Here is a 22,819-nt window from a genome sequence, read left to right as displayed (position 1 = left end):
TGGTCAGGACCGTCTGCGGTGCAGCGTGCGCGCCCACAGGAGGAGCCCGATCACGACGATCAGACCCAGAACTCCCGCACCGACCCTGATCGCCACCTCGCTCTCGTCGTCCACTCCGGCATAGGCGCCGCCACTGCTCGCCTCGGTCCGGCGATCGGTCGGCGCGGTCGAGGCGGGGGTCGACGAGGTCGGCGCCGCCGCCGCGTCCGGGCTCCCGGTCACCAGGGTGCCCACCACCGTGTCGGCAGGCTGCGTGAAGCCGTAGTCGAGCAGGCGGGCGGCCTGCTCCCAGGGCCGGATGGGCAGCACGTCGGCATTCATGAGCGACACGGCCAACCGGCGGCCACCGCGTTCGGCCGCGCCGACGAAGGTCTGGCGTGCGTCGTCGGTGTAGCCGTTCTTGCCGCCCAGTGCATCCGGGTAGTTGAACAGCAGCGCATTGTCGCTGGCGAGGGTGAAGCCCGGCCGGTCCTCGTTGAGCGGCAGATCGGGGTTCACCGGCACGCCGGGCATGTCGGGCCGCGAGGGGTTGTCCGGCTTCGACGCGTCCTTGGGATAGCCCGGGAACGGAACCGATTCGGTGGCAACGAGTTCCGCGAAGGTAGGATCGTCCATCGCGGCCCGGAAGATGAGCGCCAGATCGTAGGGTGAGCAGGCCATGCCCGGTCCGTCGAGACCCGACGGCGACGCCGTGCGCGTGTCCAGGGCACCGAGCTCACGGGCCTTCGCGTTCATCTTCTCCACGGCGGTGTCGACGCCGCCGAGCTGGACGGCGAGGGTGTGCGCGGCATCGTTCCCCGACGCCATCACCAGCCCCTGCATCAGCTGGCGCACCGAGTACACGCCGCCGGTACCGATGCCCACCGCGCTGCCCTCGGCGGCCGCGTCCTCCGCGGTGGCCACCACGGTGCGATCGAGATCGAGCTCGTCGAGCGCGACGAGCGCCAGCAGGACCTTGATCGTGCTCGCCGGCCGGTACCGGCCGTGCGGATCCTTCGCCGCGATCACCGCGCCGGAGTCGAGATCGGTGAGCACCCATCCCGCCGCCGAGATGTCCGCGGGAAGAGCGGGCGCACCGGCAGCGGTGATCACACCGCACGCCGCCAGTTCCTCGCCGCCGACCGTCTCGGCCGGGACGGGTACGGGCTGCGGTTCCGCGTCGCCGGGAGCGGGGACCTCGGACGCGTCGATGGCCGGTGGTGGCACGTCACGGTGGGGACAGGCGTCGGTGTCGGGCGTCCGGAACGGGGTGGACGTCGGAGGCGGTGCGGGCTGCGCCCCGGCGAGACTCGGAAGGAGTGCCGGCGTACCCACGAGCACGACCGCCGTCGCGATCGCCGCGGCTGTCCGTCGGCCGCGTCCGGTGCGGTCGTGAATGTTCATCACCGGTCACCCTAGGCGGCGCGCTCGCGCACGCCGCCCCGGGTGACCGGGTGTGTCCGGATCGAGAAGTCAGTCGGCGGACGGCCGGAGGTACGGCCGCTGGACCTTCTTCCACGCCTCGTACGTCTCGTACGCCGTCTGCGTGCTCTCTAGCGTCGAGGTGGCGCTGACCGGGACGTCCCACCAGGACTCGCTGTCCGGAGCGGCGATCAGCGGATCGGTCTCGACGTGGATGACCGTGCAGCGGTCCGCCGCCTTGGCCACCTTGACGGCGTCGGCGAACTCGCCGGCGGTGTTCACGCGGATGACGTCGGCGCCGAGACTCTGGGCGTTGGCCGCCAGATCGACGGGCAGCACACCGCCGTCGAGTCGACCGGACTCGGACCGGTAGCGGTACGCGGTGCCGAAGCGCTGGGAGCCGAGCGACTCCGACAGTGATCCGATGGAGGCGAAGCCGTGGTTCTGCACCAGCACCAGGATGACCTTCACGCCCTCCTGGACCGCGGTGACCAGCTCGGTGGCCATCATGAGGTAGCTGCCGTCGCCGACCATGACGAAGACGTCGCGATCCGGTGCCGCCATCTTGACGCCGATGCCGCCGGCCACCTCGTAGCCCATGCAGGAGAACCCGTACTCGACGTGGTAGCCCTTGGCATCGCGTGTGCGCCAGAGCTTGTGGAGGTCTCCGGGCATCGAGCCGGCGGCGCACACGACGATGTCGCGTGGGTCGGACAGCGAGTTGGTGAGACCGATGACCTGGTTCTGGTTCATGCCGAGGTTGTCGTCGTCCACGGCGTAGACCGAGGCGACCGTGCGATCCCACTCGGCGGCGAGTTCGGTGGCGCGCGCACGGTACTCGGCGCTCACCTCGTGGTCCGCGAGCGCGTCGGTCAGTGCCTCGAGCGCCTCGCGGGCGTCGGCGACCACGGAGAGACCGCCCTGCTTGACCGAGTCGATGGACGCGACGTTGATGTTGACGAACCGCACGTCGGGGTTGGAGAAGGCCGTGCGCGACGCGCTGGTGAAATCGCTGTAGCGCGTGCCGATCCCGATGACCACGTCGGCCTCGGTCGCGAGGGCGTTGGCGGCCGTGGTGCCGGTGGACCCGATCGCTCCGACCGACTGCGGGTGGTCGTACACGAGGGAGCCCTTGCCTGCCTGGCTCTGGCCGACGGGGATTCCGGTCTTCTCCGCGAACGACGCGAGCGCCTCGGTGGCACCGGAGTAGATGACGCCGCCGCCGGCGACGATCAGCGGCGCCTTCGCCGAGCGGATGATCTCGGCGGCGCGGGCGACGACGGACCGCTCGGGCAGCGGGCGGGCGACGTGCCAGGTGCGCGGCGCGAAGAACGACTCGGGCCAGTCGTGTGCCTCGGCCTGGACGTCCTGCGGGACGGCGACCGTGGCGGCGCCGGTCTCCACCGGGTCGGTGAGGACGCGCATGGCGCCGAGCAGAGCCGCGGGCAGTTGCTCGGCGCGCCACACTCGATCGAAGTAGCGCGAGAGCGGCTTGAACGCGTCGTTGACGGTGACGTCGCCGCTGGACGGGAGCTCGAGCTCCTGCAGCACCGGTGAGGAGGCGCGGGTGGCGAAGGTGTCCGCCGGGAGCAGCAGGACGGGCAACCGGTTGATGGTGGCCAACGCCGCGCCGGTGAGCATGTTGGTCGAGCCCGGTCCGACACTGGCGCTGACGGCCCAGGTCTGGAGACGGTCCTTCTGGCGGGCGAAGCCGACGGCGCTGTGCACCATGGCCTGCTCGTTGCGGCCGAGGACGTAGGGAAGCTCCGGCTCGGTGCCCGCCTCGACGGCGTCGATCTCGGCCTGAAGCAACGCCTGTCCGAGACCGGCGACGTTGCCGTGGCCGAAGATGCCGAAGCAGCCCGCGAAGAACTTGGTCCGGACCCCGTCACGCTCGACGTACTGATTGGCGAGGAAGCGGACGATGGCCTGGGACACCGTGAGGTGCACCATCGGCTCGGCGTTCTCGGTCTTGCTCTGTGACATCGGTGCGGTGGACACCATCGTCAGGCTCCTTTTCCACGGTGCGCTGAGTCCAGCGGAGGTCGGGGGGTGAGGGGGAGGCGTGGATCGACGTCCTGGCCGTCCCACGTGCTGCGGATCCAGGTGTGGTCGGGATCGTCGACGATCTTCCAGGCGCGCTCGCTGCCCGGTCCGGCCATGACGTTGAGGTAGTACATGTGGTAGCCGGGCGCCGCGACGGACGGCCCGTGATACCCGTGCGGGACGAGGACGACGTCACCCGTGCGCACCTCTTCGAGCACCTCGATGGGACGCTCGGGTGTGCCGTACACGCGGTGGTATCCGAAACCGGCGGAACCGTCACGGCCACTGTCGATCTCGAAGTAGTAGATCTCCTCGAGTGCCGATTCGGTCTCGGTCTCCTCGTCGTGCTTGTGGCCGGGGTAGGACGACCAGTTGCCGCCGGGGGTGATGACCTCGCACGCGATGAGCGAGTCGGCCTCGAACGTGTCGGCGGTGCCGAAGTTGTGCACCTGACGGCTGCAGTTGCCCGCGCCGCGCAGTTCGACGGCGACGTCGGCGGCGGAAACGTAGCGGAACGGCAGGGCCCGCGAGGCGCGTGCGCCGCACAACGCGAAACGTCCACCCTGCTCGCTGCGGAGGGTGTAGCTGCTGTCACGGCCGACGTACGCGAAGTCGGAGGGCCCGTCGAAGACCGACGCGCGCCCCGTCAGTGCGAACGACTCCTCGCCGCACGTGACGGTCGCGGATCCCTGCAGAGGGACCACCATGATCTCGTCGTCGTCGGAGGTGAGATCGACGGACTCGCCGTGTGCGAGAAGCACTGTGCGCAGTCTGGACTCGGTCCATCCCGCGCTCTCCGGGGTGACGGTGACTCCGGCGCCGGGGACGGCGGGAATGTAGAACTCGCTGTTCACTCGTCCGCCCCGCCCCGCACCATGTCGACTGCGGTCGCCACCGCGGTGGCGACGTCGCCGTCCTTCGGGTAGAGCAGTGTGCGGCCCACGATGAGGCCGCGGACGGCGGGGATCTTCAGGGCGCGTGCCCAACTGGCGAAGGTCTCGTCGGGCGCGGTCTGCGGGTCGCCGCCGAGGAGCAGCGTCGGGAGCGTGGTGGCGTCCATGACGCGCTCCATCTCGTCGACCACGGGCAGCTTCATCCAGGTGTACGCCGACGAGGCGCCGAGGCCCTGGGCGATGTGGATGGACTTGATGACGGCGTCGGCACGCAGATCGTTGACCACCTTGCCGTCGCGGCGCGACGACAGGAACGGCTCGACCATGGCCATGAGGCCCTCGGCCGCGAGTTCGTCGATGGCCTGCGCGCAGGCGGTGAGGGTGCCGAGCGTGCCGGGATCGTCGAGGTCGATGCGGGTCAGCATCTTGGCGCCGTTCATCCGCGCCTTCGCGGTGGACGCCGCGGTCGCGCCGGTCATCCGGTCGTCGAGCTCGAACGACGCGCCGGCGAGTCCGCCGCGGTTCATCGAGGAGATGACGACCTTGTCGTCGAGGGCGCCGAGCAGGACGAGGTCGTCGAGAATCTCGGACGTCGCGAGGACACCGTCGACTCCCGGGTCGGCCAGCGCGGTACGCAGGCGGTCGAGCAGTTCGGTGCGACTGTTCATGGCCGTCGGGTTCGAGCCGACCGACAGGGCACCGCGGGCGGGGTGATCGGCGGCCACGATCATGAGCCGCCCGTCTCCGCGCACCGTCTCACGGGTGACGCGAGAGGCCCAGGCGCGGTCGATCGCGCCCGGGTCGTGCGCCCGGATCTCGGTGACGTCGGCGTACGTGGTGCAGGTCGCGGTGATGGTCTCAGACATGTGCTTCCTCGGAATCGGCGAGATCGGAACCCGGTGCGGTGACAGCGGACTCGGCGAGGGCGGCGACCTCGTCGGCGGTGGGCATGGCGGTGGAGCATTCGAGGCGCGACGCGACGATGGCGCCGGCCGCGTTGGCGTGGCGGAGGATCTTCTCGAGTGGCCAGCCGGACAGCAGTCCGTGGCACAGCGATCCACCGAAGCTGTCGCCGGCACCGAGTCCGTTGACGACGTCGACGAAGTTCGGTGGCACCTCCACGCGCTCGGTGCGCGTCTTGCCCAGTACGCCCTTGGGGCCCTGCTTGACGATCGCCAGTTCCACCCCCATGTCGAGCAGCGCGTCGGCGGCCCGGTCCGGCTCGGTCTCGCCGACGGCGACCTCGCACTCCTCGCGGTTGCCGACGGCCACCGTGACGTGTCGCAGTGCGCGCTGGACCTGCTCGGTCGCGGCGGCGGGGCTCTCCCAGAACATGGGCCGGTAGTCGAGGTCGAGCACCGTCAGCGGAGCGCGTCCACGCGCCTCCCAGGCGGTGAAGTGTGCACTGCGCGAGGGCTCCTCGGACAGACCGGTGACCGTCGACCAGTACAGAGCGGCGCTCCGGACGGCCTCGGTGTCGATGTCCTCGGGACGCACCTGCAGGTCCGGCGCGGTGGGCTTGCGGTAGAAGTACAGCGGGAAGTCGTCCGGCGGGAAGATCTCGCAGAACGTGACCGGGGTGGCGTACTGGCCGTCGACCACGACGTAGCGGTTGTCGACGCCGAGGCGGGCGAGCTCGGCGCGCACGAAGCGGCCGAACGGATCGTCGCCGGCGCCGGAGATCAGCGCGGTGCGGCGCCCGAGTCGCGCGGCGGCGACGGTGACGTTGGCGGCGCTGCCACCGAGGAACTTGCCGAACGTCTCGACGTCCTCGAGGCCCACACCGACCTGCAGGGGATAGATGTCGACTCCGCTGCGTCCGATGGCGAGCACGTCGAAACGTGCATCACCGGTGGGGCCGGTGTTGTTCACTGTGGTCAAGGTCTGCTCCATCGATACTCGGGGCGTGTGCGTGGGGGCCGGTATCACTGTGCTCCGCGCCACACCAACCTGTCAATAGTTTGTCCTGACATTCTAACTTGCCGTCATATTGCGCACGGTCACTTACACTCTGTTCTCGGGCAGCCCGCCCGCACACCCGCCTAGTTTCGGATCGGAGCTGGTACGTGAGTCAACCGCTCGCCGTGGAGCTCGACAGGTCGAGTCCCGTTCCGCTCTACTACCAACTCGCGCAGGCCATCGAGGGCGCGATCCTCGGCGGCAGTCTGGCCCCGGGTGACCGCTTCGAGAACGAGCTCGCCCTCGCGAAGCGCCTGAACCTGTCGAGGCCGACCACGCGTCGGGCCATCCAGGAACTGGTGGACAAGGGGCTGCTGGTGCGCAAGCGTGGCGTCGGCACACAGGTGGTGCAGAGCCCGGTGCATCGACCGGTGGAGCTCACCAGCCTCTTCGACGACCTGGCGCGCGCCGGCCAGGACCCGACGACGAAGTTGCTCGAGTACTCGGTCGGGCTGCCCACCGAGGACGTGGCGCGCGAGCTCAACATCGGGCCGGAGTCCGAGGTGGTCACCGTGCGGCGTCTGCGACTGACCAAGGGTGAACCGCTCGCGCTGATGATCAACTACATGCCTGTCGACGTGGCGCCGGAGCCCGCCGAGCTCGAGGCGCACGGCCTGTACCAGTCGCTTCGCACCAAGGGAGTCCACATCCGCCTCGCTCGCCAGCGCATCGGGGCGAAGGCGGCCGATCGCGACGAGGCGCACCTGCTGGACGAGAAGCCGAAGGCGCCGCTGCTCACCATGCACCGGACGGCGTTCGACGACTCCGGCAAGGTGGTCGAGTACGGGTCGCACGTGTACCGCGCGTCGCGGTACTACTTCGACACGACCCTCGTCGACCGCTGACCCGGAGGCGTCAGCCTGCGATCGACCGGAGTGTCGGCCGAACCTTCTCCAGCGCGTACGTCAGCGACGCCGGTGACGGTGTGTTCAGCGCGATGATGGTCGCGTAGTCCGTGATCAGCATGCCGCCCGAGCGCACCGATGGTAGATCAGCCCAGCCGGGCAGTGCCTCGAGATCGGCGGCGGTACCGCCGTTCACGAGGATGATCACCAGGTCGGAGTTCAGGACGTCGACGCGTTCGGGCCCGACGACGAGCCGGTTGCCGGCCGTGGCGGGCAGGTCGACGGCCGGCAGCGTCATCCCCAGTTCCTGGTAGAACGCCGAGGCACCGTCGTCGGGATCGGCGACCACGACGAGCTGCTGGGTGGCCGGGATGTACTGCGACAGCAGCGCCGTCCTCCCCGCCAGTCCGGGCAGCTCCGCGGCGGCGTCGGCAAGGGCGGTCCGCGTCCGCGCGATCACCGCGTCGGCGTCGTCCTCGCGGCCGAGCGCCGTGCCCAGCGCGCGCGTCAGCGCGTCGTAGGGCGAGACCGTGTCGCCGATGACGGGAATGGTCGGGGTCAGTGCGGTCAACTGCTCGTACTGGGTCGGTGTCGACGCGGCGAAGTCGGCGAGGATGAGATCCGGTGCGTACGAGGCGATCTCCTCGATGGGGAGGGTGCCCTCGACGGGGACGGGAATGAGCGGTACGTCCGCCGCCAGCTCCGACTGCCAGGGATAGCGGCCGTCCGGTGCCCCGGTCGTGTCCGAGGCGAAGGCCACCGGCTGCACCCCCAGGGCGAGCGCGGCGTCCACGGCCGGAGCGGTGAGGGCGACGATGCGCGGGTCGGACCCGAGTTCGGCGCGGTCGATCGCGGTCGAGCCCAGTGCGTGCTCGATGGTCACGGTGCCCGTCGGGGCGTCGCTGTCGGGCACCGCGTCGGACGCCTGATCACTGCTGCACCCGGCCGCCGTGAGGAGTGTCAGAACGGCGACGGCCGTGGCGAATCGTCGTGATGTCGTGCTGCGCATGCGGTACCCCTGCTGCTCGCGATGCCTCCGGAGACCGCGGAGGTAGGGGTACCCTAAGTCACCCGGGAGGCCGCGTGGGGAGCTACGTGTCGGCCGGCGGTGCCGTGCTTCCGCGCACCTGCAGTGTCGGCGCGATGAGGTCGAGGGTGCCGGCTGCCGTCGGACGAGCGATCCGGTCGATCACCGCTGCTGCGGCCCGGCGACCGACCGACGCGCTGGCGTTGTCCACCGACGTCAGGGAGACGTGGCGCAGTTGTGCGATGGAGGTGTTGTCGTATCCGACGATCGAGATGTCCTGCGGCACGGCCAGTCCCGCTTCCTGACAGGCCGTCATGACACCGACCGCGGCGATGTCGTTCACCGCGTACACGGCGGTCGGGCGGGGGGTGCGGGCGAGGAGTCTCCGGGCGGCGTCGTATCCGCCGTCCTCGGTGAGGTCGCACGCTTCGACGAGGCCGTCGGTGTCCAGACCGCGCGACGCCATCGCGGCGCGGTAGCTGTCGGCGCGCAGAGCGGACACGGCGCCGAACGACCCGGCCACGTGGGCGATCCGGCGGTGACCCAGTTCCGCGAGATGCGCCACCGCCAGCGCGGATCCCGCGGTGTCGTCGTTGGCCACGACGTCCGCGCGGGGGAGTTCGAGGTCGCGGCTCGCGACGATCACCGTCGGCATGGACGTCGCGGCATCGGCGACCAGGGGAGTGGGTGACCGGGTGCCGACCAGGACGAGCGCGTCGAGTCGCAGTTCGGTGAACTTGCGGACGACGGTGTCGTCTCCGCTCCGGTCGGCTCGACCGTCGCCGAGCATCATGGTCAGCCCGTGTGCCTCGAGCACCGGGGCCATGCCCTCGAGGCAGTCCACGAACCACGGGTTGCGGAGGTCGTTGATGAGGACCCCGACGATGTCCGTCCGTTGCCGGGACAGGTTGCGGGCCGACAGGTTCGGCCGGTAGCCCAGCTCGTCGATGGCGGCGTGCACGGCCGCGCGCTTCTCGTCGCTGACGTTGGGGGAGTCGTGCAGGACCAGGGAGACGAGCGACTTGGACACGCCGGCGCGTTCGGCCACGGTGCGGATCGTGGGTGGCCGCTCGATGTTCGTCACGGCTCGCTCCGTCCGGTGAGGCGGCCCCGCCGAGTTGGACCGTGCCAAACGCAGCCTAGCGGGACGGACGCGGTGAACGGAAGAGCGTTGACAGCGCGATCGAGCGACGGGCAGACTGCGGACAGTCTACCGTTTGGAACGGTCCAACAACCCCCTTGTCTGGAGTGCACCCATGTCCGACCCTCGCCTCACCACTCTGCCTGTCGCCGTCGTCGGCTTCGGCTGGATGGGCCGCGTCCACACGCAGGCCTACAGCCGCGTGCGCCACCACTACCCCGCGCTCCGACCCCTGCCCGTTCTCGCGACCGTGGCCGACGAGGTGCCCGGCCGCGCCGCCGAGGCTGCCGAGCAGTTCGCCTTCGGCTCGTCCACCGAGTCGTGGCGCGACGTCGTGGCCGACCCGTCCATCGGTGCCGTGTCGGTGACGTCGCCGAACTTCCTGCACCGGGAGATGGGCGTCGCGGTCGCCGAGGCCGGGAAGCACCTCTGGATCGAGAAGCCCGTGGGACTGTCGGCGGACGATGCCCGCGCAGTGGCGATCGCCGCGGAGAAGGCAGGCGTGCAGACGGCAGTGGGCTTCAACTACCGCAATGCACCGGCCGTGGAGCAGGCGCGCGGCATCATCGCGTCCGGCGAACTGGGCGACGTGACACATGCACGCTTCCGGTTCTTCAGTGACTACGCGGCCCACCCGGACGGCGCACTGAGCTGGCGTTTCGAGCGTGAGCGTGGCGGTAGCGGCGTGCTCGGCGATCTGGCGTCCCACGGCGCGGATCTGATCTGGTACCTGCTCGGCGACATCGCCTCACTGGTGGCGGACACCGCCGTCTTCATCCCGCAGCGTGCCAAGCCGACGGGGGTGACCAGCGGCCACATGCGCGCCTCGGGCGGTGAGCAGGGCCCGGTGGAGAACGAGGACTTCGTGTCCGCGCAGCTGCGCATGGCGACCGGCGCCCGGTGTGTCCTCGAGGCCAGCCGCGTGGCGGTGGGTGACCAGAACTCCTACGGGTTCGAGATCCACGGGACCAAGGGCTCGGTCTCGTGGGACTTCCGTCGGATGGGGGAGCTGCAGCTGGGCCTGCGGGCGGCCGGCGAGGATCAGCCGCTGTATCAGGACCAGCCGCAGTCGACGCTCTTCGTCGGTCCGGGAGCGGGCGAGTACGGCGTCTTCCAGCCGGGGTCCGCGTCCGCGATGGGGTACGACGACCTGAAGGTGGTCGAGGCGGCGCGCTTCCTGCAGTCGATCGCCGAGAACTCCTCCGTCGGCGCGACCGTGCGGGATGCTGTCCGCAGCGCCTCGGTGCTGGACGCGATGACGGAGTCGGTGGAGTCGGGAAGGTGGGTCACGCTCTAGCGGGTATGTCCGGCTGCAGTCCTAATGTCCGAACAAAGTATTGACTTATGGCTGTGATGCGTATTACATCGACATCACACGGAACGTTCGCCGCTCGCCTCCCTCACGGGGTGTCATCCGAACGAATGCTCCGCCAGCGCAGAGAATCCCCCGTCAGGTAAGGAAGTCCATGTCCACTCAGGCAGATCTCGATCTCGCCACGCATACCGTCGTGACCGACGAGCGGGTGAAGAAGCAGAAGCCGTTCCAGCGTCTGCTGGTCCGTCCGGAGATCGGTGCCCTCTTCGGCGCCGTCATCATCTTCGTGTTCTTCGCCATCGTCGCCCCGCCGTTCCGGAGCCCCGAGGCCCTGGCCACCGTGCTGTACGCCTCGTCGACCATCGGCATCATGGCGTGCGGCGTGTCGGTCCTCATGATCGGCGGCGAGTTCGACCTGTCGACCGGTGTGGCGGTGACGTTCTCCTCGATCGCCGCGTCCATGCTGGCCTACAACCTCCACCTCAACGTGTGGATCGGCTCGGTCCTCGCCCTGGTGCTGGCACTGGGGGTGGGATTCCTCAACGGGTACCTGGTGATGAAGACGAAGATCCCGTCGTTCCTCATCACCCTGTCCTCGTTCCTGATGTTGACGGGCATCAACCTCGCGGTGACCAAGCTCGTCACCGGCCAGGTCGCGACGCAGTCCATCTCCGACATGGACGGGTTCGAGTCCGCCAAGAAGGTCTTCGCCTCGTCGTTCTCGGTCTTCGGTGTCTCGGTCCGCATCACCGTCCTGTGGTGGCTCGTCTTCACGCTCATCACCACCTACGTGCTGATGAAGACGCGCGTCGGCAACTGGATCTTCGCGGTCGGCGGCAACCAGGACTCGGCTCGCGCCATCGGTGTGCCGGTGACCAAGGTCAAGATCGGCATGTTCATGTTCGTCGGCTTCTGCGCCTGGTTCGTCGGCATGCACCTGCTCTTCGCCTTCAACACCGTCCAGTCCGGCCAGGGTGTCGGCAACGAGTTCCTCTACATCATCGCCGCGGTCATCGGTGGCTGCCTGCTCACCGGAGGTTTCGGTACCGCCATCGGTGCGGCCATCGGCGCCTTCATCTTCGGTATGACCAACCAGGGCATCGTCTACGCCGGCTGGAACCCGGACTGGTTCAAGTTCTTCCTCGGTGCGATGCTGCTCTTCGCCGTCATCGCCAACAACAGCTTCCGTTCCTACGCTGCGAAAAGGTGACACCTGACATGAGTGCAACCATCGAGACTCCCCTCGAATCGAACAGTGGCGGCAAGACCCCGCTGATCGAGCTGAAGAACGTCGGCAAGAGCTACGGCAACATCATCGCCCTCGGCGGGATCAACCTGCGCGTCGGCGCCGGCGAGGTCACCGGTGTGCTCGGCGACAACGGTGCCGGCAAGTCGACCCTCATCAAGATCATGGCCGGCCTGCACCAGCAGACCGAGGGCCAGCTGCTCGTCGACGGCGAGGAGGTCAAGTTCTCCTCACCCAAGGACGCGCTCGACAAGGGCATCGCGACGGTCTACCAGGACCTCGCCGTCGTGTCCCTGATGCCGGTGTGGCGCAACTTCTTCCTGGGCCAGGAGCTCCGGAAGAAGGGCGTCTTCCGCACCCTCGACGCCGCCGCGATGCGCGCGACGACCAAGGAGGAACTCCACAAGATGGGCATCGACCTGCCCGACGTGGACGCCCCCATCGGCTCGCTCTCCGGCGGTCAGCGCCAGTGTGTGGCCATCGCCCGCGCCATCTTCTTCGGCGCCCGCGTCCTGATCCTCGACGAGCCGACCGCCGCGCTGGGCGTCAAGCAGTCCGGCATGGTGCTGCGCTACATCTCCGCAGCCAAGGAGCAGGGCTTCGGCGTCGTGTTCATCACGCACAACCCGCACCACGCGTACATGGTCGGTGACCACTTCGTGCTGCTCAACCGTGGCCGCCAGAAGCTCGACTGCTCCTACGACGAGATCAGCCTCGACGATCTCACCAAGGAGATGGCCGGCGGCGACGAGCTCGAGACGCTCACCCACGAACTGCGCCGCTGACGCTCGACTCCCGGGCCCCGCACCTCACACGAGGTGCGGGGCCCGTGTCGTGTCGGCACCCGGACCGCGCGCGCGAGTGCTCGTGAGCAGAACTGCACCGACGATGACGGCCCCGCACCCCAGGTTTTCGCCAAGGGGTGCGGGGCCGTCGTTCTCGGGGTCTAGCGGAGAGGGAGACCTGCCGCCGTGTACGCGGCATCGACGAGCTCCATGGTGGCCACCGCGTCGTCGGCGTCGAGGGGGATCGGAGCGCCGCTCTGCACGTGCGCCGCGAAGGCCTCGAGCTGGTACTCGTATGACGGGCGGGTGCCGAGGTGCTCCACCGTCGTCCCCGACGCATCCGTGACGGAGACGCGGTCGTCGGTGTTCGGCTTGATGTGGTTGTGCGCGAACGCCGTTCCCTCGGAGAAGCTCAGCAGCACCGTGAACTCGTGCTCGGCGTGCTCCATCGAGTTCGTCACGGTGCCGGTGGCGCCGTCGGGGAACGCGAGTTCGATGGTCGACGTCGCGTCGACGCCGGGGTCACGTTCGGTGGCGACGGCGGAGACCACGCGGGGAGGCCCGCCGGCGACGTCGGCGAGCAGGCGGTGCACGTGGAGCCCGTAGCAGCCCAGGTCCATGACGGAACCGCCCGCGAGGTCGAGCGACCATCGCGGATCGTCGTCGGCGGGTGCGGGCATGGCCATGACGACCTCGACCCGCGTGAGGCGACCGAGGGTGCCGTTCGCGGCGATGTCCAGCAGCCGCCGCGTCACCGGGTGGAAGAGGTAGTGGAACCCCTCGACGATCACTGCGCCCGTCTCGCGAGCCACATCGCGCACTGCCCGCGCCTCGGCGGCGTTGCGTGCGAACGGCTTCTCCGTCAGGACGGCCTTGCTGGCGCGCAGCGCGCGCATGTTCCACTCGGCGTGCAGGGCGTTGGCGAGCGGGTTGTAGACGGCGTCCACCTCGGGATCGTCGATCACCGCGTCGTAGTCGTCGGCGACGCGCTCGACGCCGTACCGCTGTGCGAAGGCCTCGGCGCGGCCGCGATCGCGTGCCGCGACGACCACCAGTCGATGACCGAGCGCGTGAGCCGGTCCGATGATCGCCTGCTCCGCGATGCGCGACGCGCCGAGGACCCCGATGCGCAGAGGTGCCGTCACACCGCGGCCGTTCGGGCGGCGACGATGTCGTGGAGGTGCTGCACGCTGGCGACGACGTCCGTCACCGGGCCGCCCACCTCGCCCGGCTCCTCGGACAAGATGGTGTCCTGCTCGAGCACGAACCAGCCGGTGTATCCGGCGTCGAGGAGCGAGTCGACGACGCCGCCGATGCCCACGTCCCCGGTTCCGAGCGGCGTGTACATGCCGGCGCGGACCGCGTCGGTGTAGGTGAGCTCGCCGGCCTGGACCCGTGCTGCGAGGGCGGCGTCGACGTCCTTGAGGTGAGCGTGCGCGATGCGATCGGCTGCCGCGGTGGCCAGTTCGGCCGGATCGGTGCCGCCGATCATGAGGTGCCCGGTGTCCAGGCACAGCGGGATGGAGGAGCCGTCGAGCACGCGGTGCACCTCGTCGCGCTGCTCGATCATGGTGCCGACGTGGGGATGCACGACGGCGAGGATTCCCCGCTCGGCGGAGGCGGCGGCGAGACGATCGAGGTTGCGCAGCAACACGGTCCATTGATCGGCGGTGAGCGTCGGGCGGGCGTCGTAGCCCTCCTGGCCGGTGGACGCGGCGAGGACGATGACGTCGGCGTTCGCGGCCACGAAACCGTCGAGCAGCGAGGCGATGGTCGGCACCGGATCGTGCGACTCCTCGTGCAGCAGAACGGGAGCGAAGCCCCCGACGGAGGTCAGGTCGTGACCGGCGAGCACTGCGGCCAGGGACGCCGGATCGGCCGGGAGAAAGCCCTCGGGACCGTTCTCCGTCGCGGTGAGTCCGGCGCCGCGCATCTCGCGGAGCACGCGGTCGTTGTCCATCTGGTATCCCCAGCCGGGGACCTCGCAGACGCCCCACGAGATGGGTGCTCCGGCGATACGTACGGGTGCGGCGGTCATGAGCGGACCTCTTCCAGGGTGACGGGTGCGCCGCGGCGCAGGGATTCGGTGGCGGCCTCGGCGATCCAGGCGACCTCGAGGGCGTCCTGCGCGGTGCAGGGGGACGGGCGGGTGCCGGCGCAGACCTCCAGGAACGCGGACAGCTCGGCGCGGTAGGAGGCGGCGAACCGGTCCATGAAGAACCCGTGGGGCGTGTCCGACGGGAACAGCTCGCCGTGCGGGAAGAGCTGGGGCGCTTCCATGTTCCGGACCGGGGTGTGGGGATCCCAGCCGGCGACGACCGTGTCGTCCCGGCCGTGGACCTCGAGCCGGCAGTCGTAGCCGCGGCCGTTGTAGCGGGAGTTCGACACGACACCGACGGCGCCACCCTCGAACGTGAGGAGCACGGTGGCGGAGTCGACGTCGCCGGCGGCGGCGAATGCGGGATCGCCCTGGTTCGAGCCGGTGGCGAACACGGACACGACCTCGCGACCGACGATCCAGCGCACGACGTCGAAGTCGTGGACGCTGCAATCGCGGAAGATGCCGCCGGACTCCGCGATGTACGCCATCGGCGGGGGAGCGGGGTCGAGAGTGGTGGACCGCACGGTGTGCAGGAACCCGAGATCCCCACTGCGCACGGCACGTTCGGCGGCCGCGACGGCCGGATCGAACCGCCGGTTGAACCCGATCTGGACGGGCACGTCGGAGGTCGCGATGCCGTCGACCACGGCCTTGCTCTCGGTGGCGGTGAAGGCCAACGGCTTCTCGCAGAAGACGGGGATCCCGGCGTCCACCGCGGCCAGCAGCAGCGAGGCGTGCGCGGGCGTGGCCGCCGCGACGACGATGCCGTCCACGCCGGCGGTGAGCATCGCGTCGACCCCGTCGACCTTCTCCGCGCCGTACTTCGCGGCGACGGCGTCGGTGACCTCCGGTCGTCCGTCGGTGACCACGAGGCTCGAGACCCCGTCGAGTCCGGCGAGAGTCTCGGTGTGGAACGCACCGATGCGTCCCAGTCCGACGACTCCGATTCGCTGGTTCCGAACGTCGTTGCCCATCAGTCCTGCCCTCCTACTACCTGTTGATCCCATTCGATGACCGAGCCGGTGACGACGCCGCTGCGCGGCGACAGCAGGAACACCACCATGTCGGCGATCTCGTCGGGCTGTCCGAGCTTGCCCATCGGCATGCGCGCGGCCGCGTCGGCGGCCCAGTCGTCCGGCGCGTCGTGGAACGTCCTCTGCGTCACGGCTTCGCCCTCGGTCTCGGTCCAGCCGATGTCGAGTGCGTTGATGCGGATCCGGTCGAACCGGTGAGCGTGTGCCGCGTTCTTGGTCAGCCCCGACAGGCCGGCCTTCGCCGCCACGTACGGGGCGAGGTACGACTGCCCGCCGCGGCCGCTCACGGAGCCGATGTTCACGATGGTGCCGGGAGCCGAGCGCGAGAGCATGTCTCGGACGGCGGCCTGCATGACGAAGAACGGTCCCCGCAGGTTGACGGCCATGTGCTGGTCGAACAGCTCGGGGGTGGTGTCGAGCAGTGACCCGCGGGAGGTGAGTCCGGCCGCGTTGCACACGGCATCGACGCGGCCGTAGTGCTCGACGGTGCGCTCTACGCTTGCGATCGCCTCGATGGGGTCGGCGATGTCGGCGCGCACGAAGGTCGCGTCGTGGCCGTCGGCGCGCAGCTCGCGTTCGTACGAGGTGCCCACCTCGTCACGTCGGCCGCTGAAGGCCACGCGTGCGCCCGAGGCGAGGCTCGCTCGCACGACGGCGGCGCCCACACCGGACGTGCCGCCGCTGACGAGAACGACGGTGTCGTCCAGAAGAGTGCCCACACCGGGAAGTCTTGCGGTCCCGGCGCCGGTGATCAACACTCTGAACGCATCAAAAACACCTCGAGAGGACACCGCTGTGGGACATCGCTACAAAGTGCGGGAGATCGCGCAGCAGTCGGGCCTGAGCGAGGCGACCGTGGACCGGGTGCTGCACGAGCGGCCCGGTGTCCGGGAGGACACCCGAGCTGAGGTGCGCCAGGCCATCGCCGACCTCGACAAGCAGCGCACCCAGTTGCGGTTGTCGGGGCGCAAGTTCTTCGTCGACGTGGTCATGCAGGCACCCGAGCGGTTCTGTTCCCAGGTGCGGTCCGCCCTCGAGGCCGAGTTGCCGATGCTGTCACCGGCCGTGGTCCGGTCGCGGTTCCACTTCCGGGAGACGGAGTCGGTGCCCGCGATGCTCGAGACGCTCGACGGCATCCGCGCGCGCGGCTCGCACGGACTGATCGTCAAGGCGCCGGACGATCCGCAGGTGTCCGACGCGCTCGACGCCGTCGTGGCAGCCGGCATCCCGGTGGTGACCTACGTCAGCGACGTGCCGTCGAGCGCGCGCACCGCGTACGTGGGCATCGACGACGGCGCTGCGGGCGCCACCGCGGCGTACCTCGTCGATCAGTGGCTGGGGGAGTCGACGTCGAGCGTGCTGGTCACATTGAGCCACGACACGTTCCGCAACGAGGGTGAACGGGAGATCGGGTTCCGTCGGGCCCTGCGCCGCACGGCGTCCGGGGTGCCGCGGGCCGTGTTCGACATCGCCCGCAGCAGCGGACTCGACGACACGGTCGAGGACCTGGTGGTCGAGGCATTGACGCAGCACCCCGACATCGAGGCGGTCTACTCCATCGGCGGCGGCAACGTCGCCACCGTGCGGGCCTTCGAGCGGGTGGGTCGTCGGTGCCGGGTGTTCATCGCCCACGACCTCGACGCGGACAACCGTCGGCTGCTGGCCGAGCGCTCCATCTCGGCTGTGCTGCACCATGATCTGCGTGCCGACGCGCGGTCGGCGTGCCGGTTGCTCATGCAGGCCGCCGGTGCCCTGGACGGTGTTCGGGACGAGCCGTCACCCGTGCACGTGGTCACTCCGCACAACACTCCCCGATGACGCGCTCCGGCCGAGGAGCCAGATGGCGAGTGCGGCGAGGGAGATCGCTGCCCCGGTGAGGCACAGCACCGCCCACCCACCGACGGAATAGCTGACGGACGCAGCGACGGAACCGAGGACGCCGCCGCCGAAGTAGCTCACCATGTACGCGGTGTTGAGACGGTTTCGCGCCGGCGGATCGAGGACGAACACGACGTTCTGATTGCTGATGTGCGCGCCCTGGGTGCCCAGGTCGAGAGCCATGATGCCGACGATCAGGACGGCGACGGCCCACACGGCGGAGCTGCCCGATCCGAGGAAGAGCAACGCCCAGCTGGCCAGCAGGATCGTCAGGCACAGCGTCGTCGCGCGCCGTCCGTGTCCTTTGTCGGTCATGCGCCCGGCGATGGGTGCCATCAACGCACCGGCGACCCCGGCGATGCCGAACAGGCCGATGACGGCGTCACCGTAGGAGAACGGCGGAGCCGCGAGCAGGAACGCGAGCCCGGTCCACAGCACCGAGAACGCGGCCATGAGGAGCGCGCCCAGAGCCATGCGCAACCGGAGCTCTCGGAGTTCGCGTACGAGCGTCAGGATGGAGCCGAGAATGCCGCGGTAGGTGTCGGTCACCACCGGGGTCGACACCGGGACGTACTTCCGCAGCACCACCGCGAGCAGGGCGATGGCCACGGCGGCCACCCCGTAGACCAACCGCCAGCCGCCCAATTCGGACAGGAACCCACTGACGGTGCGGGCGAGCAGGATTCCGGTGAGCAGGCCGCTCATGACGGTGCCCACGGTGCGTCCGCGATCCTCCTCCGCGGCGAGGGCCGAGGCGAGCGGGACGATGACCATGGCGGCGGACGCTCCCACCCCGGCGAGGACGAGGGCGGCGGCGAGCATCGGGAAGCCGGGGGACACCACGGCGATGCCGTCCGCGACGGCGCAGATCAGGGCGGCGGTGACGATGAGGCGCCGCCGTTCGATCAGGTCGCCGAGCGGGACGAGGAACGCCAGACCGATGGCGTAGCCGATCTGCGCGGTGGTGACGAGGATGCCCGCCGTGCCCTCCTCGATGTCGAAGGAGCGAGCGATCGTGTCGAGCAGCGGTTGCGCGTAGTACAGATTCGCGACCAGGACACCGCAGGTGACGGCCAACAGGAGGACCAGCCCGCGGCCGATGGTGGGTTCGGTCGTCGAGCTGCCCCCGGGTTCTGTCACCGCTCAACTATGGCCCCACCTCGCCGAGACCGCACAGCGGGGACTCCGGATACCTCGAGAACACCTCGAGATCCGTTCGACGGGTTCGACTGATCTCGGGACAGTCGGGGTATCCGTGCAGCACGGTGACAGACACAGGCGTCACCCGACCACTCGCCGGACGACCGACACAGGAGTCGCACATGAGCAAGCACGAACCGCTGGGACCTCTCTCGAAGGGGTTCCTCGCCGCGGACATGTTCGGCTACCAGGGCATTCTGACGGACGAGGAGTCGGAGACGGTCGGGGTGGTGCGTCGCTTCCTCGAGGACGAGGTCGCCCCGCGCGCGAACGAGTTCTGGGAGAAGGCGGAGTCACCGGTCCATCTGCTCCCGCGCCTGGCCGATCTCGGGATCGTCGGTCTGGAGTACGAGTTCGACGGTCGGGCGCCCGCACGCAAGGTCTTCACCGGGTGGCTGGGCATGGAGTTCTCGCGGGTCGATCCGTCCACGGGCACCATGTTCACGGTCCACAGCGGGCTCGCGATGAGCAGCATCGCCATCCTGGGCTCGGACGAGCAGAAGGAGCGGTGGCTCCCGGCCATGCGCCGCATGGAGAAGATCGGCGCCTTCGGCCTGTCCGAGCCGCACGGCGGTTCCGACGTCGCCGGCGGGTTGGAGACCACGGCGCGGCTCGACGGCGACCACTGGATCCTCAACGGCAGCAAGCGGTGGATCGGCAACGCCACCTTCGCCGACCTGATCATCGTCTACGCGAAGGACGAGGCGGACGGTGAGGTGAAGGGCTTCGTCCTCGAGAAGGGGGACGACGGCTTCCCCGAGGGGTTCCGTGCGGAGAAGATCGAGCGCAAGTACTCGCTGCGCGCGGTCGAGAACGCAGATCTGTACTTCGAGGACTGCCGGGTGCCCACCGCGAACAAACTCGAGCACGCGAACTCGTTCGCCGACACCGCCAAGGTCCTGTCCCTCACCCGCGGCGGCGTCGCGTGGGGCGCGGTCGGAGTGATGATCGGCGCCTTCGAGAAGGCGGTGGCCTACGCACAGGAGCGCGAGCAGTTCGGGGCGCCCATCGCGTCGTTCCAGTTGATCTCGGACCTGATCGCGCGCATGGCCGGCAACATCACCGCGTGCCTCGGGATGGCGCTGCGGGTGTCGCAGCTGCAGGACTCCGGGGTGCAGCACGACGAGCACGCGGCACTGTCCAAGAGCTACACCACCACGCGATTGCGTGAGGTGGTGGGCTGGGCCCGAGAGATCATGGGGGGCAACGGCATCGTGCTCGACTACGACGTGATCCGTTACTTCACCGATGCCGAGGCGCTGTACTCGTACGAGGGCACGTCGCAGATGAACAACCTCATCGTCGGCAGGGGAGTGACGGGGTACTCGGCGTTCGTCTAGTCCGAAGCGCACGAGAGCCCGCTCCTGCAGTGCAGGAGCGGGCTCTCGTGGTGGTGCGCGAGGATCAGCGTGCGAAGAGCAGTGCGCGCTTGACTTCCTGGATCGCCTTCGTCACCTGAATGCCACGGGGGCACGCGTCGGTGCAGTTGAAGGTGGTGCGGCAGCGCCACACACCCTCGACGTCGTTGAGGATGTCCAGGCGCTCGGGAGCGCCCTCGTCACGGCTGTCGAAGATGAAGCGGTGTGCGTTGACGATGGCGGCGGGACCGAAGTAGCTGCCGTCGTTCCAGTACACGGGGCACGAGGTGGTGCAGCACGCGCACAGGATGCACTTGGTGGTGTCGTCGAATCGCGCGCGGTCGGCGGCCGACTGGATGCGCTCACGCGTGGGCTCGTTGCCGGACGTCATCAGGTAGGGCTTGACGGCGCGGAACGCGTCGAAGAACGGCTCCATGTTCACGATGAGGTCCTTCTCCACGGGCAGACCGCGGATGGGTTCGATCGTGATGGTGAGGGACTTCGAGGAGTCCTTCGGGAGCATGTCGCGCATCAGGACCTTGCAGGCCAGACGGTTGACACCGTTGACACGGACCGCGTCGCTGCCGCACACGCCGTGCGCGCACGAGCGGCGGAACGAGAACGTGCCGTCCAGGTAGTTCTTCACGTACAGCATCAGGTTGAGAAGACGGTCGGTCGGCAGGGTGGGGACCTGGAAGCTGTCCCAGTGCGAACCCTTGTCGTCCTCCGGGTTGAAGCGAGCGATCTTCAGTGTGACCATCACTGCTTCGTCCGGAACCGCAGGCAGGCCGCCCTTGTCTTCGGACTTGTCGATAGCGGGTGCGCTCATCAGTACTTACGCTCCATCGGCTCGTAGCGGGTCTGCACCACGGGCTTGTAGTCGAGGCGGATATCGGAGAGCAGACCCTCGCCCACCTTGTACGCCATGGTGTGGCGCATGAAGTTGACGTCGTCGCGCTCCGGGTAGTCCTCGCGCGCGTGTCCGCCGCGAGTCTCCTTGCGGTTGAGAGCACCGGCGACGGTGACCTCCGCCATCTCCAGCAGGAAGCCGAGCTCGACGGCCTCGAGCAGGTCGCTATTGTAGCGCTTGCCCTTGTCCTGCACGGTGATCCGGCCGTAGCGCTCCTTCAGTCCCTGGATGTCGCTCAGGGCCTGCTTGAGGGTGTCCTCGGTACGGAAGACGGACGCGTTGTTGTCCATCGACTGCTGCAGCTCGGTGCGGATGGTCGCGACCTTCTCGTTGCCGTGATCCGAGAGGATGAGTTCGAGCCATTCCTCGACCATCTTCTGCGGAGCCTCGGGCAGCGGGGTGAAGTCGACGCTGTTGGCGTGCTCGGCGGCAGCGATGCCGGCGCGACGGCCGAACACGTTGATGTCGAGCAGCGAGTTGGTGCCGAGACGGTTGGAGCCGTGCACGGACACGCAGGCGCACTCGCCGGCGGCGAAGAGGCCGGGAACGACGTCGTCGTTGTTGCGGAGCACCTCACCGCGGATCTTGGTGGGGATGCCGCCCATGACGTAGTGGCACGTCGGGTACACGGGCACCAGCTCGGTGACCGGGTCGACGCCCAGGTACGTGCGGGAGAACTCCGTGATGTCCGGGAGCTTCTCCTCGAGGACGTCGGCGCCGAGGTGGGTCACGTCGATGTAGACGTAGTCCTTGTTCGGTCCGGCACCGCGACCTTCGAGCACCTCGAGCACCATCGAGCGGGCGACGATGTCGCGCGGCGCGAGGTCCTTGATGGTGGGGGCGTAGCGCTCCATGAAGCGTTCACCGTCCGCGTTGCGGAGGATTCCGCCCTCACCGCGCACGGCCTCGGAGATGAGGATGCCGAGTCCGGCGAGGCCGGTCGGGTGGAACTGGTGGAACTCCATGTCCTCGAGCGGCAGGCCCTTGCGGAAGATGATGCTCATGCCGTCACCGGTGAGGGTGTGGGCGTTCGAGGTGGTCTTGTAGATACGACCCGAACCGCCGGTGGCGAACACGATCGACTTCGCGTGGAACACGTGCAGCTCGCCGGTGGCCAGCTCGTAGGCGATGACGCCGGTGGCCACAGGGCCCTCGTCGGTCTCCGTCAGCGCGATGTCCAGTGCGTAGAACTCGTTGAAGAACTCCACGTCGTGCTTGACGCACTGCTGGTACAGCGTCTGGAGGATCATGTGACCGGTGCGGTCGGCGGCGTAACACGCACGGCGCACGGGAGCCTTGCCGTGGTCACGGGTGTGCCCGCCGAAGCGACGCTGGTCGATCTTGCCCTCGGGCGTGCGGTTGAACGGCAGGCCCATCTTCTCGAGGTCGAGGACCGCGTCGATGGCCTCCTTCGCCATGATCTCGGCGGCGTCCTGGTCGACCAGGTAGTCGCCGCCCTTGATCGTGTCGAAGGTGTGCCACTCCCAGTTGTCCTCCTCGACGTTGGCGAGGGCAGCACACATGCCGCCCTGCGCCGCGCCGGTGTGGCTGCGAGTGGGGTAGAGCTTCGTGAGCACCGCGGTGCGGGCGCGCGGACCGGCCTCGATCGCCGCGCGCATACCTGCACCACCGGCACCGACGATCAGTACGTCGTAACGATGTTCCTGCATGTGCACTCTC

Annotated in this window: 20 protein-coding genes; 6 read left to right on the top strand and 14 right to left on the bottom strand. The window is 68.9% G+C overall.

Going from position 1 to position 22,819, the window contains the following annotated elements; all coding sequences use genetic code 11:
- Positions 1 to 3: 3 nt before the first annotated feature.
- The 5 genes from HQ312_RS12275 to iolC all read right to left on the bottom strand — a co-directional run bounded on the left by HQ312_RS12275 (position 4) and on the right by iolC (position 6,233).
- The gene (locus tag HQ312_RS12275) at positions 4 to 1,383 is read right to left on the bottom strand and encodes a D-alanyl-D-alanine carboxypeptidase family protein (protein ID WP_222638738.1); all 1,380 of its coding nucleotides are present in this window, start codon (positions 1,381 to 1,383) and stop codon (positions 4 to 6) included.
- Between the two features lie 69 nt (positions 1,384 to 1,452).
- Positions 1,453 to 3,405 (bottom strand): 3D-(3,5/4)-trihydroxycyclohexane-1,2-dione acylhydrolase (decyclizing), encoded by a 1,953-nt coding sequence (gene iolD / locus HQ312_RS12270; RefSeq protein WP_222638737.1) that lies wholly within the window; start codon positions 3,403 to 3,405, stop codon positions 1,453 to 1,455.
- Positions 3,406 to 3,407: 2 nt separating this feature from the next.
- Positions 3,408 to 4,301, bottom strand: coding sequence for a 5-deoxy-glucuronate isomerase (gene iolB, locus HQ312_RS12265; RefSeq protein ID WP_222638736.1), 894 nt, complete (start codon positions 4,299 to 4,301; stop codon positions 3,408 to 3,410).
- Entirely contained in the window at positions 4,298 to 5,206 is a 909-nt protein-coding gene (locus tag HQ312_RS12260) for a hypothetical protein (protein ID WP_027503740.1), read from the bottom strand. The genes iolB and HQ312_RS12260 overlap by 4 nt, the downstream gene beginning before the upstream one ends.
- Positions 5,199 to 6,233 carry a 5-dehydro-2-deoxygluconokinase gene (gene iolC, locus HQ312_RS12255; RefSeq protein ID WP_051612912.1) on the bottom strand — a complete coding sequence of 345 codons (1,035 nt, stop codon included), beginning with the start codon at positions 6,231 to 6,233 and terminating at the stop codon, positions 5,199 to 5,201. The genes HQ312_RS12260 and iolC overlap by 8 nt, the downstream gene beginning before the upstream one ends.
- Before the next feature lie 173 nt (positions 6,234 to 6,406).
- On the opposite strand from iolC, the gene HQ312_RS12250 reads away from it, so the two are divergent.
- Positions 6,407 to 7,144 carry a GntR family transcriptional regulator gene (locus tag HQ312_RS12250; RefSeq protein WP_027503738.1) on the top strand — a complete coding sequence of 246 codons (738 nt, stop codon included), beginning with the start codon at positions 6,407 to 6,409 and terminating at the stop codon, positions 7,142 to 7,144.
- Positions 7,145 to 7,154: 10 nt separating this feature from the next.
- On the opposite strand, the gene HQ312_RS12245 is transcribed toward HQ312_RS12250, so the two are convergent.
- The gene (locus HQ312_RS12245; protein WP_222638735.1) at positions 7,155 to 8,153 is read right to left on the bottom strand and encodes an ABC transporter substrate-binding protein; all 999 of its coding nucleotides are present in this window, start codon (positions 8,151 to 8,153) and stop codon (positions 7,155 to 7,157) included.
- An 82-nt stretch (positions 8,154 to 8,235) separates the two neighbouring features.
- Positions 8,236 to 9,255: a LacI family DNA-binding transcriptional regulator gene (locus HQ312_RS12240; RefSeq protein WP_307093435.1), complete on the bottom strand. Its 1,020-nt coding sequence runs from the start codon at positions 9,253 to 9,255 to the stop codon at positions 8,236 to 8,238.
- Between the two features lie 172 nt (positions 9,256 to 9,427).
- On the opposite strand from HQ312_RS12240, the gene HQ312_RS12235 reads away from it, so the two are divergent.
- The 3 genes from HQ312_RS12235 to HQ312_RS12225 all read left to right on the top strand — a co-directional run bounded on the left by HQ312_RS12235 (position 9,428) and on the right by HQ312_RS12225 (position 12,658).
- The gene (locus tag HQ312_RS12235) at positions 9,428 to 10,609 is read left to right on the top strand and encodes a Gfo/Idh/MocA family protein (RefSeq protein WP_222638734.1); all 1,182 of its coding nucleotides are present in this window, start codon (positions 9,428 to 9,430) and stop codon (positions 10,607 to 10,609) included.
- 169 nt (positions 10,610 to 10,778) lie between these two features.
- Complete coding sequence (locus tag HQ312_RS12230) at positions 10,779 to 11,837, top strand: ABC transporter permease (protein WP_027503734.1); 1,059 nt, start codon at positions 10,779 to 10,781, stop codon at positions 11,835 to 11,837.
- Positions 11,838 to 11,845: 8 nt separating this feature from the next.
- Complete coding sequence (locus HQ312_RS12225) at positions 11,846 to 12,658, top strand: ATP-binding cassette domain-containing protein (protein WP_027503733.1); 813 nt, start codon at positions 11,846 to 11,848, stop codon at positions 12,656 to 12,658.
- 161 nt (positions 12,659 to 12,819) lie between these two features.
- Here the strand turns inward: HQ312_RS12225 and HQ312_RS12220 are convergent, their stop codons facing one another.
- Genes HQ312_RS12220 through HQ312_RS12205 form a run of 4 tightly spaced genes read right to left on the bottom strand, consistent with a single transcriptional unit; the run spans position 12,820 to position 16,512 of the window.
- Positions 12,820 to 13,803 carry a Gfo/Idh/MocA family oxidoreductase gene (locus HQ312_RS12220; protein ID WP_308123881.1) on the bottom strand — a complete coding sequence of 328 codons (984 nt, stop codon included), beginning with the start codon at positions 13,801 to 13,803 and terminating at the stop codon, positions 12,820 to 12,822.
- Positions 13,800 to 14,696 carry a sugar phosphate isomerase/epimerase gene (locus HQ312_RS12215; RefSeq protein ID WP_027503731.1) on the bottom strand — a complete coding sequence of 299 codons (897 nt, stop codon included), beginning with the start codon at positions 14,694 to 14,696 and terminating at the stop codon, positions 13,800 to 13,802. The genes HQ312_RS12220 and HQ312_RS12215 overlap by 4 nt, the downstream gene beginning before the upstream one ends.
- The gene (locus HQ312_RS12210) at positions 14,693 to 15,733 is read right to left on the bottom strand and encodes a Gfo/Idh/MocA family oxidoreductase (protein WP_222638733.1); all 1,041 of its coding nucleotides are present in this window, start codon (positions 15,731 to 15,733) and stop codon (positions 14,693 to 14,695) included. The genes HQ312_RS12215 and HQ312_RS12210 overlap by 4 nt, the downstream gene beginning before the upstream one ends.
- Positions 15,733 to 16,512, bottom strand: coding sequence for an SDR family oxidoreductase (locus HQ312_RS12205; protein ID WP_222638732.1), 780 nt, complete (start codon positions 16,510 to 16,512; stop codon positions 15,733 to 15,735). Before HQ312_RS12205 ends, HQ312_RS12210 begins: the two co-directional genes overlap by 1 nt.
- A 76-nt stretch (positions 16,513 to 16,588) precedes the next feature.
- Here HQ312_RS12205 and HQ312_RS12200 point away from each other — a divergent pair, with 76 nt between their 5' ends.
- Positions 16,589 to 17,611, top strand: a complete 1,023-nt coding sequence (locus HQ312_RS12200) for a LacI family DNA-binding transcriptional regulator (protein WP_027503728.1) — start codon at positions 16,589 to 16,591, stop codon at positions 17,609 to 17,611.
- Here the strand turns inward: HQ312_RS12200 and HQ312_RS12195 are convergent.
- Positions 17,570 to 18,811: an MFS transporter gene (locus tag HQ312_RS12195; protein WP_222638731.1), complete on the bottom strand. Its 1,242-nt coding sequence runs from the start codon at positions 18,809 to 18,811 to the stop codon at positions 17,570 to 17,572. The genes HQ312_RS12200 and HQ312_RS12195 overlap by 42 nt on opposite strands.
- 182 nt (positions 18,812 to 18,993) lie before the next feature.
- On the opposite strand from HQ312_RS12195, the gene HQ312_RS12190 reads away from it, so the two are divergent.
- A complete protein-coding gene (locus HQ312_RS12190) occupies positions 18,994 to 20,211 on the top strand; it encodes an acyl-CoA dehydrogenase family protein (RefSeq protein WP_222638730.1) in 1,218 nt (405 codons plus the stop codon).
- Positions 20,212 to 20,275: 64 nt separating this feature from the next.
- Here the strand turns inward: HQ312_RS12190 and HQ312_RS12185 are convergent, their stop codons facing one another.
- Both HQ312_RS12185 and sdhA read right to left on the bottom strand, forming a co-directional pair.
- Positions 20,276 to 21,058, bottom strand: a complete 783-nt coding sequence (locus tag HQ312_RS12185; protein WP_027503726.1) for a succinate dehydrogenase iron-sulfur subunit — start codon at positions 21,056 to 21,058, stop codon at positions 20,276 to 20,278.
- A complete protein-coding gene (gene sdhA / locus HQ312_RS12180) occupies positions 21,058 to 22,809 on the bottom strand; it encodes a succinate dehydrogenase flavoprotein subunit (protein ID WP_027503725.1) in 1,752 nt (583 codons plus the stop codon). Before sdhA ends, HQ312_RS12185 begins: the two co-directional genes overlap by 1 nt.
- Between the last annotated feature and the right edge of the window lie 10 nt (positions 22,810 to 22,819).

Source organism: Rhodococcus sp. BP-316, from assembly GCF_019836105.1.
Lineage (GTDB): Bacteria > Actinomycetota > Actinomycetes > Mycobacteriales > Mycobacteriaceae > Rhodococcoides.
This window is presented reverse-complemented; position numbering and strand designations above follow the sequence as displayed.

What these genes read in the sequence shown, in the direction of transcription:
- HQ312_RS12215 (WP_027503731.1), bottom strand. Translation starts at nt 14,696, where the DNA reads ATGACCGCCGCACCCGTACGTATCGCCGGAGCACCCATCTCGTGGGGC.
- HQ312_RS12225 (WP_027503733.1), top strand. Translation starts at nt 11,846, where the DNA reads ATGAGTGCAACCATCGAGACTCCCCTCGAATCGAACAGTGGCGGCAAG.
- HQ312_RS12190 (WP_222638730.1), top strand. Translation starts at nt 18,994, where the DNA reads ATGAGCAAGCACGAACCGCTGGGACCTCTCTCGAAGGGGTTCCTCGCC.
- HQ312_RS12235 (WP_222638734.1), top strand. Translation starts at nt 9,428, where the DNA reads ATGTCCGACCCTCGCCTCACCACTCTGCCTGTCGCCGTCGTCGGCTTC.
- HQ312_RS12275 (WP_222638738.1), bottom strand. Translation starts at nt 1,383, where the DNA reads ATGAACATTCACGACCGCACCGGACGCGGCCGACGGACAGCCGCGGCG.
- sdhA (WP_027503725.1), bottom strand. Translation starts at nt 22,809, where the DNA reads ATGCAGGAACATCGTTACGACGTACTGATCGTCGGTGCCGGTGGTGCA.
- HQ312_RS12260 (WP_027503740.1), bottom strand. Translation starts at nt 5,206, where the DNA reads ATGTCTGAGACCATCACCGCGACCTGCACCACGTACGCCGACGTCACC.
- iolD (WP_222638737.1), bottom strand. Translation starts at nt 3,405, where the DNA reads ATGGTGTCCACCGCACCGATGTCACAGAGCAAGACCGAGAACGCCGAG.
- HQ312_RS12210 (WP_222638733.1), bottom strand. Translation starts at nt 15,733, where the DNA reads ATGGGCAACGACGTTCGGAACCAGCGAATCGGAGTCGTCGGACTGGGA.
- HQ312_RS12230 (WP_027503734.1), top strand. Translation starts at nt 10,779, where the DNA reads ATGTCCACTCAGGCAGATCTCGATCTCGCCACGCATACCGTCGTGACC.
- HQ312_RS12185 (WP_027503726.1), bottom strand. Translation starts at nt 21,058, where the DNA reads ATGAGCGCACCCGCTATCGACAAGTCCGAAGACAAGGGCGGCCTGCCT.
- iolC (WP_051612912.1), bottom strand. Translation starts at nt 6,233, where the DNA reads ATGGAGCAGACCTTGACCACAGTGAACAACACCGGCCCCACCGGTGAT.
- HQ312_RS12245 (WP_222638735.1), bottom strand. Translation starts at nt 8,153, where the DNA reads ATGCGCAGCACGACATCACGACGATTCGCCACGGCCGTCGCCGTTCTG.